The sequence below is a fragment of the Thiohalobacter thiocyanaticus genome, assembly GCF_003932505.1.
Lineage (GTDB): Bacteria > Pseudomonadota > Gammaproteobacteria > Thiohalobacterales > Thiohalobacteraceae > Thiohalobacter > Thiohalobacter thiocyanaticus.
In genome coordinates this window covers 178,286-194,661 of the sequence record NZ_QZMU01000001.1, presented here as the reverse complement: position 1 = coordinate 194,661, position 16,376 = coordinate 178,286, and the positions used below count along the sequence as shown (strand labels likewise).

Here is a 16,376-nt window from a genome sequence, read left to right as displayed (position 1 = left end):
ACCCCCGCCGCCGTGCGGGGGTTTTTCGTTGCAGGCATGTCGGTTTTCCCGGATTCAGTATAATCCGTCCCATGTCCCTGCGCCGGTTCCTGCCCTTTCTGTTCCTTGCCCTGTGTCCGCCACTGGTGCCGGCCGCTGACATCGATGTCCGCATCGAGGGACTGGAGGAGGACAGGCTGCGTGACAATGTCCGCACCCTGCTGTCCCTGACCACCCTCAAGCAACGCGAAGCGCCGTCCGAGGTACGGGTGCGACGTTATTTCAGTCTGGCGGAACGGGAGATCCATGCCGCCCTCGAGCCCTTCGGTTACTACCGCCCGCAGATCGAGTCCCGGCTGGAGCGTACCGAGGAAGGCTGGCGGGCGCAGTTTCACATCGATGCGGGGGAACCGGTCCGGGTGCGTGAACTGGCACTGGAGCTGTCAGGGCCGGGGCAGGACATCCCCGAGTTGCAGGCCCTGCTGGACGATCCGGTACTCGGCCTCGGCGACATTGCCGTGCACGCGCGTTACGAGACATTGAAGAAATCCCTGCTCAGCAGGGCCCTGGAGCTGGGCTATCTGGATGCCGCCTACACCCGGCACGAGCTGCGCATCGATCCGGATGTCGGCAGCGCGGCGGTGATGCTGCACCTGGACACCGGCCGGCGTTACAGCTTCGGCGAGGTCGGCTTCGATGACGACAGCCTGCGCGAACCGCTGCTGCGCAAGTACCTGACCTTCGCCCCCGGCGAGCCCTATTCCAACCGCAAGCTGCTGGAACTGCAGCGGGCCCTGCTGGATAGTGACTACTTCGAATCGGTCAGCGTGGTCGGCGAGCGCGCGGCCGCGCAGGACCATGCCATCCCGATCGAGGTGCGGCTTACGCCGCGCAAGCGGCATCGTTATACCGCCGGCCTGGGCTTCGGCACCGACAGCGGCGTGCGCGGCCGGTTGGGGTGGGAGGTGCGCCGCCTCAACCGGCGCGGGCATACCCTGACCACCGAGCTCAAGGCCTCGGAGATCCGCCAGGGCGCGACCCTGGAATACGGCATACCGGTACGCAACCCCCGCACTGACCGCCTCAGCTTCACCGGCGCCGTGGAACAGGAGGACAGCGCCACAGTGGACAGCGATTCCCGCAGCCTGGCGGCGAACCTGAGCCGGGCCCGCGGCCGGTTGCGCGAGAACCTGTCCCTGACCTTCCTGGACGAGGACTTCCGCCTCGGCAATCAGCGCGGCAGCACCATGCTGCTCATGCCGGGTGTCGCCTGGACCTACATCAAGGCCGACGACCCCCTGATCACCCGCCATGGCTGGCGGGCGCAGCTGGAACTGCGCGGGGCGACCAGGGAACTGCTGTCGGAGACCCGCTTTGCCCAGCTCATCGCCGGGGCCAAGTACATCCTCCCGCTCGGTTCGCGCGGACGCATCCTCACCCGCGGGCAGATCGGCACCACCTGGATGTCGGACTTCGACCAGTTGCCGGCCTCGGTACGTTTCTTCGCCGGCGGCGATCGCAGCGTGCGCGGTTTCGACTACCAGAAACTCGGCCCGACGGATGCCAGCGGCGAGGTGATCGGTGGCCGCCACCTGATGACGGGCAGTCTGGAATATGAGCACCGCATCAGGGGCAAGTGGCGCGCCGCGGTGTTTGTCGATACCGGCAATGCCCTGGACGATTTCGGCGACGAGCTGGAGACCGGCGCCGGCATCGGTGTCCGCTGGGAGTCACCCATCGGGCTGCTGCGGGTCGATATCGCCTCGGCAGTCAGCCGGCCGGACAACCCGCTGCGCCTGCACATCACCCTGGGGCCCGACTTGTGAGGGCGCTGCGTCTGGTTGGCCTCGTCAGCGCCGGCCTGCTGGCTGTGCTGATACTGGTGCTGCTGTGGCTCACCCTGACCGCCAGCGGCCTGCGCACCGGCCTGGCCCTGACGGCCCGGCTGGTGCCGGGTGAATTGCGCTGGGACGGCGTCGACGGCCGCCTGGCCGGCCCGCTGGCGATCCGTGGTCTGCGCTTCACCGGGGAGGCCGGCGACTACCGCCTGGAGCGACTGGACTTCGACTGGTCACCCGCGGCGCTCAGCCGCGGGGCCCTGATCGTGGAACGGCTGCATCTGGAGGGCGTGCGGCTGGCACCGGCGCCCGCGCCAGCCGCACCTGCGGATGCGGCAACGGAATTCCAGCCCCCCGATATCCGGCTGCCGCTGCGAATCGTTCTGCGCGATATCCGAGTGGAGAGCCTCGAGTTCATTCCGCCTGAAGGGCAACCACTGACCCTGGAACATCTTTATCTCGACGCCGGGACCGAGACACATCAGCTGCAGTTGCAGCAGCTGGATCTGGCCCTGCCCGGGATCGGCCTGCAGGCCAGTGGCGATATCGCGCTGGCCGCAGCGGGCGAGACGCAACTGGCATTTCACTGGCAGGCCGAACTGCCCGACCTGCCGCCCTATGCCGGCGCCGGGGAGCTGAGCGGCAACTGGAATGCGCTGCTCCTGACACACCGGCTGGAACGCCCCGCGGCGGCAGCGCTGGAACTGCGGCTGCAACAGCCCCTTGCCGCGCTGCAATGGTCACTGGATCTCAGTCTGCCCGAGACCGCCCTGAATACCTTTGCCCCCGCACTGCCCCCGGACAGCCTCGCACTGGTGCTGCAGGCCGAAGGGGATCTGAACCAGGCCCGCTTCGAGGCCCGCCTGAATTCGGATCATCCGCAGCTGCAGGATCAGCCGCTCGAACTCCAGGGCCGGGCGAGCCACGACGGCTGGACCGACTACCGGCTGGAAGACGCCGAACTGCGCCTGGCCGACAGCCGGCTGCAGCTGGCCGGCCACTGGTCGCTGGATGCCGCCCGCGGCCGGCTGGAACTGGACTGGCCGGCGCTGCACTGGCCGCCGGCCAACCCGGCCTTCAGCGCCCGGGCCGGAAGCCTGGTGTGGGAAGGCGGAGTGGAGGCTTTCAGCCTGAACCTGCAGAGCGCGCTGGCGGGTGAGGCCCTGCCGGAGACGCAACTGGAGTTGCAGGGCAGGGGCGATGCAGCCGGCTTCGATCTGACCCGGTTGCAGGCCGGTCTGCTCGGCGGCGAACTCCAGGCCGATGGCAGAATCGGGTGGAGCGATGGCCTGGACTGGCAGCTGCAGCTTGCCGCTCAGGGGATCGATCCGGGCCGGCACTGGCCGGACTGGCCGGGCGAACTGGCCGCCCGGATCGAATCCAGTGGCGACATGCGCAACGAGGCCCTGACCGCACAGGTGACATTGCAGACGCTGGACGGCCGGCTGCGTGGCCTGCCGATCAGCGGCGGCGGCAGCTTCGATACCGCTCCCGGGGGCTGGCGATTCGCCAATCTGGAACTGCGCACCGGCGACAACCGGCTCGCCCTGCACGGCGGGCCGGGCATGCCGGAGGGGCTGGACTGGCAACTGGACTTTCCCGACCTGGCCGCGAGTCTGCCGGGGATGAACGGTGCCCTGCAGGGGCAGGGCCGGCTCCGCGGCGACTGGCCGCAGCTCCGGGCGACGGGCGCAATCGAAGTGCAGGAACTCGGCCTGGCACAGCTGACCCTGGCGCGGGCCATGCTTGACTTCGATGCCGGACTGGATGGCGTGACCGGCCCGCTAACATAAATTTGAGCGGCAATGACTGGGCCTGGCAGGGACGCGAGCTGAAGACGGTCACCGCCAGCCTGGACGGCACCCTGGCCGAACACCGGCTGCGACTCGAGGCCAGCGGTCCCGGTCATGGCCTCAGCCTGGCGCTCACTGGCGGCTGGAGCGATCCCGACTGGCGCGGCCGTCTCGCCACCCTGGACTGGGAACTGCCGGAGACCGGCGCCTGGACGCTGTCCGTACCGGTGGAGGTGACGGCGGGGCGCGAGATGGCCCGGCTCGCGCCGGCCTGCTGGACCCAGGCCACGGCCGAACTCTGCCTCGAGGGCCAGGCCGAACAGGCCTATGCCGCCTGGCAGGCCGAGGCCAGCCTGAACGGTCTGCCGTTGAACCGGCTCCAGCCCTGGCTGCCGGTCGATGTGGAATTCGACTCGAGCCTGTCGGCGACGGCCACGGCGGCACAGCAGGCGGCCGCTGAGCAGCGAGGGAGAGATCAGGATCCCGGCCGGCACGGTGGCCTGGGGCGAGGGCGAGGGGCAACAGCGTCTGCCGCGCGGCGAGGGCGAGGTGGACTGGCGACTGGACGCGACCGGCCTGCAGGCCCGCGCACGCTTCGGTCTGCTTGAACAGGACCGCCTCACGGCGCAGCTGGAGCTGCCCGGTTTCGTACCCGGAGTGGCGCCGGAAACGCAACCGATCGAAGGCGGCCTGCAGGGCGACATCCGTCAGCTGGAAGTGATTGAACTGTTCGTGCCCGCGATTACCGGGGTGGAGGGACTGCTGCAGCTCGACACCCGTATCCGGGGCAGCCTGGCGGCCCCGGAATTCAGCGTCGGTACGCGTCTGAGTGAAGCCGCCCTGTGGGTGCCCGCGGCAGGGATCCGGTTGGAGGACGTCGCCCTCAGCCTGGATTCCGCGCCCGGCGGACGGCTGCAGCTGCAGGGGGGGGCGCGTTCCGGCGCGGGCCGGATCGACCTGAACGGAGAGCTGGGATTCAGGAATCTCCGGGACTGGACCGCACGGCTGGCGCTGCAGGGCGAGGATTTCCTGGTGCTGGACCTGCCCGAGGCGCACCTGCCCGTTACTCCGGATCTGCAGTTGCAGGTACAGCCGCCGCGTATCGATCTGACCGGCAGTGTGCATATTCCGCAGGCCCGGCTCGAGCCGCGCGATTTCAGCGGGGCGGTGGGACCGTCGCGCGACGTGGTCGTGGTCACGGACAGCCCCGACGAGTCGCCTCGCTGGCAGGTCCACACCCGGCTGCAGTTGAGTCTGGGCGATGCGGTCATGTTCGAGGGCTATGGCCTGAGCGGCCGGCTGGCCGGCCAGCTCGAGCTGATCGACGAACCGGGCCAGCTCACCCGAGCCAGCGGTGAACTGCAGGTGGTCGATGGCAGTTACACGGCTTATGGGCAGGCACTGGAAATCAGCCGGGGCCGGGTGATCTACAGCGGCGGTCCGGTGGACGATCCCGCCATCGATGCCACCGCTGTGCGCCGGGTCGACGAAGTCACCGCCGGCATCCGCCTCGGCGGGTATCTGCAACAGCCGGAACTGGAGCTGTTCTCACGCCCCTCCATGGCCGAGGCCGACGTGCTGTCCTATCTGATGCTGGGACGGCCGATGGCCGGAGCCTCCGGCGCCGAAGGCCAGCTGCTGCTGCGCGCCGCCACGGCCATGGGGGTGAAGGGCGGCGATGCCCTGGCCGGCCGGATCGGAGAGAGCCTGGGGCTGGACGAGGTCAGTGTCAGCGGCGGCGAGACCGCGCAGGACGCAGCCCTGGTGCTGGGCAAGTATCTCTCGCCGCGTCTGTACGTCAATTACAGCGTCGGGCTGTTCGACAGCCTCAGCACCCTGAACCTGCGCTATGAGCTGTCCAGACGCTGGAGCCTGGAGAGCGAGGTCGGCGTGGAGACCGGCGCCGATCTGCTGTTCAATATCGAAAGATGAAAAAAAGGTTCCAGGTGCTGGGCACCTGGCACCTTACTTAGAACACCACATTCAGCATGGTCAGCGACACGATCAGGAACAGGATGGTCATGATGCCGCCGGCGCGCATGAAGTCCGGCACCCGGTAGCCGCCCGGGCCCATGATCAGGGCGTTGACCTGGTGGGTCGGGATCAGGAAGGAATTGGAGGTGGCGATGGCCACGGTCAGGGCGTAGATGGCCGGGTCGGCGCCGACCTGCACGGCGATGTTGATGGCCAGCGGCACCAGCAGCACGGTCGCCCCCACGTTGGACATCACCAGGGTGAAGAAGGTCGCCAGGACCGCGATGGCCGCCTGAATGACCCAGGGGGCGGCATCGCCGACCCGGGCCACCACCTCTTCGGCGATGTACCTGGCCGTACCGGTGGTCTCCACAGCCAGCCCCAGCGGAATCAGCGAGGCGAGCAGGAACACCGTCTTCCAGCTCACCGCCCGGTAGGCCTCCTCGATGGACAGCACCCCGGACAGCACCATGCCGACGGCGCCGGTCAGCAACGCCACCGACAGACGCAGATCGGTGAACAGCACCAGCGCCAGGGTGATGGCGAAGAACACCAGCGCGTGCGGCACCTTGTGCGGGCGTTCCTCCTCATGTGGATACTCGGTGGTGACGATGACGAAATCGCGGTTTCTCTCCAGCCGGGCGAGATCCACCCAGGTGGTGTGCACCACCAGGGTGTCGCCGGACTCCAGCGGGATGTCGCGTACCCCTTCGCCCTCGCGGCTGACGGTCTTGCCGCCGCGGTGAATGGCCAGCAGCGACAGGCCATAGGTCTTGCGCAGCCACAGGTCGCGGGCGGTTTTGCCGATCAGCCGGGAACCGGGCGGGATCACGATCTCGGCGATACCGGCCTTGGTCGGGATCAGCACCTCGCTGAAGCGATCCAGGTCCGGATGCAGCCGTAGCTGCTGTGCCCCGACGAAGCCATCCAGGGCATCACGCGTGCCGAGCAGGGCCAGCCGGGCGCCGGCCTCGATTCCCAGGCTGCGGTCCACGCCGGCGGTCCCGACACGGATGCCGTCGCCCTTGTCCACGGCGATGACGCGCACCTTGAAGTCGTGCTCGACCCGGTCCAGGTCCGCGCCCACCAGCGGGCTGCTGTCGGGGACCTCGACCTCGATGACGTCGTAGCCCACGCCGTAGACCTCCTGGAAATACTGCTTGGTGTCCTCGCCACGGCTACGGCCTTCCTCGCCGGCGGTTGTCTGAGTGGGCAGTACGAAGCGTCCGGCCAGAATGAAATAGATCACGCCGGTGCTCACCAGGGCGATACCGATGGGCGTGATGGCGAACAGACCGAAGGTGTCCATCTGCTGGTCGGGCGGCAGGGTCTTGTTGGAAGTGAGCAGCAGGTCGTTGAGCAGGATCACCGGACTGGAGCCGACCATGGTCATGGTGCCGCCGAGGATGGCGCAGAAGCCCATGGGCATGAGCAGGCGCGACATGGGCAGGCCGGTGCGGGCGGAGATACGCGAGACCACCGGCAGGAACAGGGCGGCCGCGCCCACGTTCTGCATGAAGCTCGAGATCACCCCCACCGTGCCCGAGATCAGCGGGATCACACGGGCCTCGGTGGAGCCGCCGACGCGCAGGATGAAGCCGGCGACCTGGGTCATGATGCCGGTGCGGTCCAGGCCCGCGCCGATGATCATGACCGCGATGATGGAGATCACCGCGTTACTGGCAAAGCCGTTGAACAGGTTGTTGGGATCCACCAGGCCCTGCTCCAGACCCATCAGGGGCGCGAACAGCGCGCTCAGTCCGAGCAGCACCATGACGGTGACGGCGGCGACATCGACCTCGACCACCTCGAAGGCGAACAGGAAAATGGTGAACAGCAGGAAGGCGCTGACCCAGGCGATCTCCACCGTGGGCACGACGCCGGCGATATAGACACCCGCCGCCAGGAACAGGATGGCTGCCACGATCTGTTTCTTGTTCAGGCTCAGGGTTTCAGTCACGCTCACACCTTGGGATTCGGCTGGCACAAAGACGCGTAATTCTACCAGCCGGGCGGCGGATTGACAGGGATGGCATGCAGCGCGTGGCGCTAGTGGGCCATGTGGGAAGTTCGGTAATGCTCAGAGTCTCGCAAATGGGCCAGGACAAGGCGCACTTCGCAGGGAATGGCGCGCCCTTTCCAAGAAGTGCAACGCTGGATTGGCCCATTTGCGAGGCTCCCTTCGGGCCGGCCCACAAGCCGGTTTGACTGTGTTGCGCTCACTTGAATTGGCTACGGCCAGTCCTGCGTTCGCGCGCCTTGCCAAACTGGCTTGTGGGCCGGCTGAGCGTTACCGAACTTCCCGCATGGACCACTGGATCAGCGCTGCGTTCTGTGCAGCGCCAGGAAGCACTGGACCGTGTGCCGCACCACCTTGTCGATCTCGACCTGCGGGACCGGTTCATCTAGGACCAGGGCGCGGGTGCGCAGTGAGCCGAGCAGGGCGCCGGTGAACTGCTGCGCGGCCAGTTCCGGGTCGTCTATGGTCAGTACACCGCGCTCGCACTGGGCCTGGAGATACCGGGCCAGACGCTGGTTGCCCCGTTGCGGGCCGGATTCGTAATAGAGCCGGCCGACGCGTGGCAGGCGCCGGCTCTCGGCCACGATCAGCCGGTGCAGGGCCAGCGCCGAGGGTTCCAGCAGGATATCCAGCAGGGCGGTGGCAAAGCGCGTCAGGATCTGCTCGATTCCGTTCTCATCCGGCGCCGAGCCCAGCAGCGTATCCAGCAGCTCGCTGCAGCGCTGGGTGACGATGGCGCGGAACAGGGCCTCCTTGTTGCCGAACTGGTTGTAGATGGTCTGCTTGGCCACCCCGGCGGCGCGGGCGATCTGTTCCATGCTGGCCTGGTCATAGCCCTGTTCCAGGAATATGGCAGTGGCGGCCTGGATGATGGCCTGCTGTTTTTCGTTCGGGGCCGGCGGGCAGCGGGAGGCGTGGTCGGTGGACATGCGGGCCAGATCATCAGGGTCAGGGAAGATGACAGGAATTTTTACAGATCTGGACTGGACCGTCCAGTCCAATTCAGCCAGAATAGCTGCCTTCATGCGTGTCCGCTGCATGCGGCCGCGCCGGTTCCGGAAATGAGGTGATGCCGTGATCAAGCGACTGATCATTGTCCTGCTGCTGCTGGCCGTGCTGTTCGGCGGCATCTTCGGCTGGAAATACCTGCAGATGCAGAAGATGGCCGAGCAGGCCTCCCAGCCCCAGCCGCCGGCGACGGTGGCCGCGGCGCAGGTCGAGCGCGCGCAGTGGCAGCCGAAGCTCAGCGCCGTGGGCAGCCTGACCGCCTCCCAGGGCATCGATATGACCATCGAGGTCGCCGGCGTGGTGGAATCGCTGGGGTTCGAATCGGGTGAAGCGGCCGAGGCCGGGCAGGTACTCCTGCAACTCGATGCCAGCGTGGACCGCGCCATGCTCGAGGGGCTGGTGGCGCAGCGCAAGCTGGCGCAACTGCAGTTCGAGCGCAACCAGCGGCTGCGGCGCGAGAACAGTGTCTCCCAGTCCGATCTGGACGCGGCCCGCGCCGGTCTGGACGAGGCCACCGCCGCCGTGGCCGCGCAACGGGCACGGCTGCAGAAGATGAGCCTGCGCGCGCCCTTTGCCGGCCGCCTGGGTATCCGCCGGGTGGACGTGGGCCAGTACCTCACTCCGGGCGATCCGGTCGTGACCCTGCAGGCGCTGGATCCGGTCTATGCCGATTTCAGTCTCCCGGAACGCTATCTGGACCAGCTCGAGCCGGGCCAGACCGTGACGCTCGGGGTGCAGGCCTATCCCGACGAGATCTTCGAAGGCACACTCAGCGCGCTTGAGTCGCGTATCGACCAGGGCTCGCGCCAGATCCGGGTGCGCGCGACCCTGCCCAATCCCGACCTGCGCCTGCGCCCGGGTATGTTCGCCGAGGTCGAGGTCTGGCTGCCCGAGATAGAGAAGGTCCTGACCCTGCCGCGTCAGGCCGTCATCTACAACCCCTATGGCAGCAGCGTGTACCTGATCCAGGAGCAGGATGACGGCAGCCTGGTGGTCCAGACCCGTCAGGTGCAGACCGGCGAGGTGCGCGACGGTCGCATCAGTATCACCCGCGGCCTGGAGGCCGGCGACCGGGTGGTCAGCGCCGGCCAGGTCAAGCTGCGCAACGGTCAGGCCGTGACCATCGACAACTCGGCCGAGATGACCGGCGAGATGGGTAAATGAAGCGCTTTACCGATATCTTCATCCACCGTCCGGTGCTGGCCAGCGTGGTCAGCCTGCTGATCCTGGTCATCGGCCTGCGTTCCCTGGCCCTGCTGGAGGTGCGCCAGTATCCGGAGACGCAGAACACCGTGGTCACCGTGACCACCACCTATCCGGGCGCCAGTTCCGAGCTGGTCAAGGGCTTCATCACCACCCCGCTGCAGCAGGCGATCGCCGAGGCCAACGGCATCGATTACCTGTCCGCGCGCAGCACCCAGGGGGTATCGGTGATCGAGGCCCACATGGAGCTCAATTACGACGCCAACGCCGCCGTGGCCGAGATCCAGGCCAAGGTGGCCAGTCAGCGCAATGTGCTCCCGGCTGAGGCCGAGGATCCGGTGATCGATTCCACCACCGGGGATACCACCGCGCTGATGTACATGGCCTTCTACAGCGAGGAGATGGCCCCCTCGCAGATCACCGACTATCTGCTCCGGGTGGTGCAGCCCAAGCTGCAGGCCCTGCCGGGCGTGGCCAAGGCGGAGCTGCTCGGGAACAAGATCTTCGCCATGCGTATCTGGCTGAATCCGCAGCGCATGGCCGCGCTGGGCGTCTCGGCCCAGGCGGTGGCCGAGGTACTGCGCGAGAACAATTATCTCGCGGCGGTCGGCCAGTCCAAGGGCGCCTATGTCGCCATCGACCTGGGTGCCAATACCGATATCAGCCAGGTGCAGGATTTCCGTGATCTGGTGGTGCGTTCCGAGGATGGCGAGCTGGTGCGGCTGGGCGACATCGCCGTCCCCGAACTGGGCGCCGAGGATTACAATTCCACCAACTGGTACAAGGGCAAGCCGGCCATCTTCATCGGCATCGAGCAGGCGCCGGGGGCCAATCCCCTGGATGTGGCGAAGCGGGTGCGTGACGCCATGCCGGAGATCCGCAGCCAGATGCCCGAGGGCCTGCAGGCGCACATTCCCTACGACGCCAGTGTGTTCATCGAGGATTCCATCAACGAGGTGTTCAAGACCATCGGCGAGGCGGTGATCATCGTGCTGGTGATCATCTTCCTCACCCTGGGCTCGATCCGGGCGGCGATCGTGCCGGCCGTGGCCGTGCCGCTGTCATTGATCGGGGCCGGCATCATCATGCTGATGCTGGGCTTTTCCGTGAACCTGCTGACGCTGCTGGCACTGGTGCTGGCCATCGGCCTGGTGGTCGACGACGCCATCATCGTGGTGGAGAACGTGCACCGTCACATCGAGGAGGGCGAGAGCCGCGTCCAGGCCGCACTCAAGGGCGCGCGCGAACTGGCCCTGCCCATCATCGCCATGACCACCACCCTGGTGGCCGTCTATGCCCCGATCGGTTTCATGGGCGGCCTGGTGGGCACCCTTGTTCACCGAGTTCGCCTTCGCCCTGGCCGGTGCCGTGCTTATCTCCGGCGTGGTGGCACTGACGCTTTCGCCCATGATCTCCTCGCGCGTGCTCAAGCCGCATGGCCAGGCCCGGACGCTTCGAGCAGCGGGTGGAGCGCTTCTTCAACTGGCTGGCCGATGCCTACCAGCGCCGCCTGCACGGGGCGCTCAGCTATCTGCCGGTGGTGCTGACCTTCGCCGGGGTGATCCTGGTGAGTATCTATTTCATGTTCGTCACCACCCCGAACGAGCTGGCCCCGACCGAGGATCAGAGCATCCTGTTCTTCCAGGCGCGCGCGCCCCAGACCGCCACGCTGGAGTACAACGAGATCTATACCCGCCAGATCGTGGAGGCTTTCGAAGCCATTCCGGAGTATCACGAGAGCTTTCTGATCCTCGGCTTCGGCCGGGATACCAGCACCGTGTTCGGCGGTTTCAAGATGGAGCCGCCGACACAGCGCGGGCGCTCGCAGATGCAGGTCCAGCCGGAGGTCCAGGGCAAACTGGCGGGCATTGCCGGGTTCCAGACCGCGGTGTTCCCGCGCCCCAGTCTGCCCGGTTCGGGCGGTGGGCTGCCGGTGCAGTTCGTGATCACCACCGACGCCGGCTACGAGCAGCTGGACCAGGTGGCCGACACCCTGATCGGGCAGGCCATGCAGTCGGGTGATTTCGTCTTCCTGCAGAAGACGGTCGAGTTCACCCGGCCGCGGGTCAATCTGGTCATCGACCGCGACCGGGCGGCGGACCTGGGTATCCGCATGCAGGATATCGCCGCCAATCTCGGTACCCTGCTCGGCGGCGGCTATGTCAACCGCTTCAACCTGGAGGGGCGCAGCTACAAGGTCATCCCGCAGGTGGCGCGCGAGTTCCGGCTCGAGCCGGGGGACCTGAAGCAGTACTACATCCCGGCCGCGTCCGGGGAGATGGTGCCGCTGGCCTCCTTCGTCAGCCTGGAGGAGCGGGTCCAGCCCAGCCAGCGTACCCAGCATCAGCAGCTCAATGCCGTGACCGTGCAGGGCGTGATGGCCCCGGGCGTGACCCTCGGAGGCGCACTCAACCGGCTGGAGAGCATCGCTGCCGAGGAGTTCCCGCGCAACTTCGGCTGGGACTACACCGGCATGTCGCGCCAGTTCACCCAGCAGGGCAGCGCACTGATACTCACCTTCTTCATGTCCATCCTGGTGATCTATCTGGTGCTGGCGGCCCAGTTCGAGAGCTGGCGCGACCCGGTGATCATCCTGGTCTCGGTGCCGATGTCGATCGCCGGGGCGCTGATCTTCATGACCCTGGGGATCGGCGGGGCGACGGTCAACATCTATACCCAGGTCGGTCTGATCACCCTGATCGGCCTGATTGCCAAGAACGGCATCCTGATCGTGGAATTCGCCAACCAGTTGCAGATACGGGACAAACTCTCGCGGCGCGAGGCGGTGGAGCAGGCCGCCGCCATCCGCCTGCGGCCGATCATCATGACCACGCTGGCCATGGTCATGGCCATGCTGCCGCTGCTGCTCGCCGCCGGCCCCGGTGCGGTCAGCCGCCTGCATATCGGCATGGTGATCGCCACCGGTCTGGGCATCGGTACCCTGTTCACCCTGTTCGTGGTGCCGGCGGTCTATCTGCTGCTGGCGCGCGATCACCAGGCCGCGGCGCAGAAGGAGGCGGCCGAGGCGCTGCCGGACGAACGCCCGCAGGAATCGTAGGGTAGAGGTGGAGCCTGTAAACCCGGATGTGCCGGGAAAGCTGCACTTATCCAGGCCTGCGTACTAAAGACGCCGTCATTCCCGCGAAGGCGGGAATCCAGTGACCGCAGCTGTGTCTGGATCCCGGCCTTCGCCGGGATGACGAAGAGGAGTCAGAACATCCCTAACATAAAAAACGGCCTGTAGAATGACAGGCCGTTTCTGTTTGGGGCGTTTCAGGTCGGGGTCAACGCCCGTCCCACCACTGATCCCACTTCGGGCTGATCAAGCTGCGCCACTGTGGGCCCAGACGTTCCCTGAGGTGGGCCGCCATGGCCTTGCGGTCGGGGGCGCCGGGCAGGCGCTTGACGTCCTGGCCGGTTTCCTCGTAGCGCTTTTTGACCAGGGTACGGAAGGCCGTCTTGTAGCCGTGTTTGGCGATCGACAGGCTGCGGGTCTTGAGGCCGGTGTCCTTGCGATACCACTGGGCCTTCCAGGTGGCATGATAATAGCCGTCCTTCTCGTGCAGCTGGAGGCCGACGCCGACCACGCCGGTGAAGTTGCGCGGATCGGCCTCGCGGTAGTTGGCGTAGGGGCCGGCGGCGCGCAGCTTGCGGGGGATGACGTTGTACTTGCGCACCAGCTGATTGCGATAGCGGATCGCGGCCTTCTTGGCCTTGTCGAAGGACCCGTACTGGGCCAGGGAAAAGAATGCCGGTTCGAGCAGTTCACCATTCTTGACGATACGTACCCAGACCCCCTTGGAGTTGTGGTAATCGGCGATGGTGAGATAGGTGTCTCCAAGTTGCTTGATGACGGTGTTGATTGAAGGCATGGATTTGTCGGCCTCTTAAATTGAATTGACAACAGCAAAAATATCTTCCGGCTCCGCCTCTGTGCCCTGTATGCAAATGTATACACCTGGGACCTTGTTATTGTTCGGGTGAAAATACGAAATTATAACAGGATATGGGTAATGATGTAACGCGCACGGGCGTCGTCGGGCGGTGATGCGTGACACATTTCTCGTCGGCGTGGCAGGCCGGCGAGGCACCTTCGGCGGCTCCCGGCCGGAGGAGGCCGGGATCATCTGACCCGGGAGCCGCGCCGGCACGGCTGACGTAGCGGGCGGCAATCGTGATGGACTGGCTCCGTCAGTCTGAAATAAATTCGTAATACACTGATTGTAAAATGATATTTTTCTTTCATGCCGCCTCCCGCAGGGGGCCGGAACAAGGCCGTCCTGACACCGGCTTCCGGGCCGGGTTCTAAGCTGTTGTCTTGCAAGTCATTGCAGAGACTTTTATAATTCCCGTCGGTTGTCGAGCCTGACAGCCGGGATTGAGGTTGAAAGGTGGCCCCGTTCTCGGGGTCTTTTCATATCCGCTCCTGCTATCTTTAATTCAGGATCAGGGCGGAACCTGCAGTGGGCCGTCGGCCCATTTTTTGTTTGCGACAGAGGCTCGCCGGCACGACCGGCGCTGACAGGGCGAAACGGCCCACGACACAAGATGCGCAAGGATCCGTTCAAACTGCGGGAACTGCTGGAACCCGCGGTACGCGCGCTGGGTTACGAGCTGGTGGGGATCGAATATCACCCCAGCGGAAAACACAGTGTTTTGCGTATATATATAGATCAGGAAGAGGGTATCACCCTCGACGACTGTACCGCGGTCAGCCACCAGGTCAGCGGCATCCTGGATGTCGAGGATCCGGTGCCGGGCCAGTACACTCTGGAGATATCCTCTCCCGGTCTGGACCGGCCGCTGTTCCAGGCCGCGGACTATGAACGCTTCCGCGGTCAGCAGGTGAAGCTGCGGTTGCGACTGCCGGTAAACGGCCGGCGCAAGTTCAAGGGCCTGTTGCAGGGGTTGCGGCAGGATGAGGTCGTCATCGTCGACGACGAGGGCAATGAAGTGTGTCTGCCGCTGGAACAGATTGAGCAGGCGCGTTTGGTCCCTGAGTTTCAGGGTTAATTTTTTTCGACTTGGGTAGCCAGTCGGAGACAGGCAGTCATGAGCAAAGATATCCTAATGGTGGTCGATGCCGTCTCGAACGAGAAGGGCGTCGATAAAGAAATCATCTTCCAGGCCATCGAGGCGGCGCTGGCGTCCGCCACGAAGAAGCGCCACGGCGGCGGCATCGATGCGCGTGTGTCGATCGACCGCAAGACGGGAGACTATGAGACCTACCGCCGCTGGCTGGTTGTCGATGACGAGGACGAGGAATTCGAATCGCCCGAGCATCAGGTCCTCTATACCCGTGCCCAGCAGCTCCAGCCCGGCATCGAGGTGGGCGACTATATCGAAGAGCACATCGAGTCCGAGGAATTCGGCCGCATCGCCGCCCAGACCGCCAAGCAGGTCATCGTACAGAAGGTGCGCGAGGCCGAGCGGGCACAGGTGGTCGAGGCCTATCAGGATCGCAAGGGCACGCTGGTCAACGGCACCGTCAAGCGGGTGGAGCGGGGCAACGTCTTCCTGGATCTGGGCGAGGGCGTTGAGGCCTTCATCCCGCGCGAGAATATGATCCCGCGCGAATCCGTCCGTCCGGGCGACCGTCTGCGCGGGTATCTGGTCGATGTGCGCTCCGAGCCGCGCGGCCCGCAGCTGTTCGTCAGCCGCGTCGCCCCGCAGTTTCTGATCGAGCTGTTCACCATCGAGGTGCCGGAGATCGGCCAGGAACTGATCGAGATCCTCGGCGCGGCGCGCGATCCGGGGCTGCGGGCCAAGATCGCCGTGCGCTCGCTGGATCCGCGCATCGATCCGGTCGGCGCCTGCGTGGGCATGCGCGGCTCGCGCGTGCAGGCCGTGTCCAACGAGCTGGCCGGCGAGCGCGTGGACATCATTCTCTGGGACGAAAACCCGGCCCAGTTCGTGATCAACGCCATGTCACCGGCCGAGGTGGTTTCCATCGTGGTCGACGAGGACACCCACAGCATGGACATCGCGGTGGCCGAGGAGCAGCTCTCGCAGGCCATCGGCCGCGGCGGGCAGAACGTGCGTCTGGCCAGTCAGCTCAGTAGCTGGGAGCTGAACGTGATGACGGTCGAGGATGCCGAGCAGAAAAACGAGCAGGAAGCACAGCAGCTGCAGCAGATGTTCATGGAACAGCTGGATGTCGACGAGGAGATCGCCGCCATCCTGGTGCAGGAAGGCTTTTCCAGCGTCGACGAGATCGCCTATGTGCCGGCCTCCGAACTGGTCCAGGTCGAGGAATTCGACGAGGCCATCGTCGAGGAGCTGCGCGGACGCGCCCGTGACGTGCTCCTGACCAAGGCCATCCAGAGCGAGGAACAGATGCCGGACACCGAACCGGCCCAGGATCTGCTCGAGCTCGAAGGCATGGATCAGGACCTGGCCTACAAGCTGGCCGCCAAGGGCATCTGCACCCAGGAGGACCTGGCCGAGCTGGCCGTTGATGAATTGCAGGAAATCGCAGAGGAAATGGACGAAGATCGCGCCGGTGCCCTGATCATGGCCGCGCGCGCCCCCTGGTTCGCGGAAGAGCAGCAGGGATAACGT

10 protein-coding genes and 1 pseudogene are annotated in these 16,376 nt (G+C 65.9%); 8 read left to right on the top strand and 3 right to left on the bottom strand.

Features of this window, described 5'->3' with window-relative positions; translation table 11 throughout:
* The first annotated feature begins 71 nt into the window (after nt 1-71).
* From D6C00_RS00905 to D6C00_RS00895, 4 genes are read left to right on the top strand one after another with little or no spacing between them, the layout of a single operon-like run.
* Nucleotides 72-1,805 (top strand): autotransporter assembly complex protein TamA, encoded by a 1,734-nt coding sequence (locus D6C00_RS00905; RefSeq protein ID WP_125179894.1) that lies wholly within the window; start codon nt 72-74, stop codon nt 1,803-1,805.
* Nucleotides 1,802-3,610, top strand: a complete 1,809-nt coding sequence (locus D6C00_RS00900; RefSeq protein WP_125179893.1) for a translocation/assembly module TamB domain-containing protein — start codon at nt 1,802-1,804, stop codon at nt 3,608-3,610. The genes D6C00_RS00905 and D6C00_RS00900 overlap by 4 nt, the downstream gene beginning before the upstream one ends.
* Nucleotides 3,611-3,612: 2 nt before the next feature.
* Entirely contained in the window at nt 3,613-4,218 is a 606-nt protein-coding gene (locus tag D6C00_RS15360; protein ID WP_158675238.1) for a hypothetical protein, read from the top strand.
* Complete coding sequence (locus tag D6C00_RS00895) at nt 4,106-5,542, top strand: translocation/assembly module TamB domain-containing protein (RefSeq protein WP_158675237.1); 1,437 nt, start codon at nt 4,106-4,108, stop codon at nt 5,540-5,542. The genes D6C00_RS15360 and D6C00_RS00895 overlap by 113 nt, the downstream gene beginning before the upstream one ends.
* Nucleotides 5,543-5,579: 37 nt before the next feature.
* Here the strand turns inward: D6C00_RS00895 and D6C00_RS00890 are convergent, their stop codons facing one another.
* Together D6C00_RS00890 and D6C00_RS00885 are read right to left on the bottom strand one after the other, a co-directional pair.
* Nucleotides 5,580-7,544, bottom strand: coding sequence for an SLC13 family permease (locus tag D6C00_RS00890; protein ID WP_177433191.1), 1,965 nt, complete (start codon nt 7,542-7,544; stop codon nt 5,580-5,582).
* 359 nt (nt 7,545-7,903) lie between these two features.
* Nucleotides 7,904-8,533: a TetR/AcrR family transcriptional regulator gene (locus D6C00_RS00885; RefSeq protein WP_158675236.1), complete on the bottom strand. Its 630-nt coding sequence runs from the start codon at nt 8,531-8,533 to the stop codon at nt 7,904-7,906.
* 145 nt (nt 8,534-8,678) lie between these two features.
* Here D6C00_RS00885 and D6C00_RS00880 point away from each other — a divergent pair, with 145 nt between their 5' ends.
* Complete coding sequence (locus tag D6C00_RS00880; protein WP_125179889.1) at nt 8,679-9,776, top strand: efflux RND transporter periplasmic adaptor subunit; 1,098 nt, start codon at nt 8,679-8,681, stop codon at nt 9,774-9,776.
* A pseudogene (locus D6C00_RS00875) lies at nt 9,773-12,873 on the top strand (efflux RND transporter permease subunit). The gene D6C00_RS00880 and the pseudogene D6C00_RS00875 overlap by 4 nt, the downstream one beginning before the upstream one ends.
* Before the next feature lie 226 nt (nt 12,874-13,099).
* On the opposite strand, the gene D6C00_RS00870 reads toward D6C00_RS00875, so the two are convergent.
* Nucleotides 13,100-13,687 carry an AP2 domain-containing protein gene (locus D6C00_RS00870; RefSeq protein ID WP_125179888.1) on the bottom strand — a complete coding sequence of 196 codons (588 nt, stop codon included), beginning with the start codon at nt 13,685-13,687 and terminating at the stop codon, nt 13,100-13,102.
* Between the two features lie 676 nt (nt 13,688-14,363).
* Here D6C00_RS00870 and rimP point away from each other — a divergent pair.
* Nucleotides 14,364-14,828, top strand: coding sequence for a ribosome maturation factor RimP (gene rimP, locus D6C00_RS00865; protein WP_125179887.1), 465 nt, complete (start codon nt 14,364-14,366; stop codon nt 14,826-14,828).
* A 39-nt stretch (nt 14,829-14,867) separates the two neighbouring features.
* Nucleotides 14,868-16,373 (top strand): transcription termination factor NusA, encoded by a 1,506-nt coding sequence (gene nusA / locus D6C00_RS00860; RefSeq protein ID WP_125179886.1) that lies wholly within the window; start codon nt 14,868-14,870, stop codon nt 16,371-16,373.
* Nucleotides 16,374-16,376 lie beyond the last annotated feature (3 nt).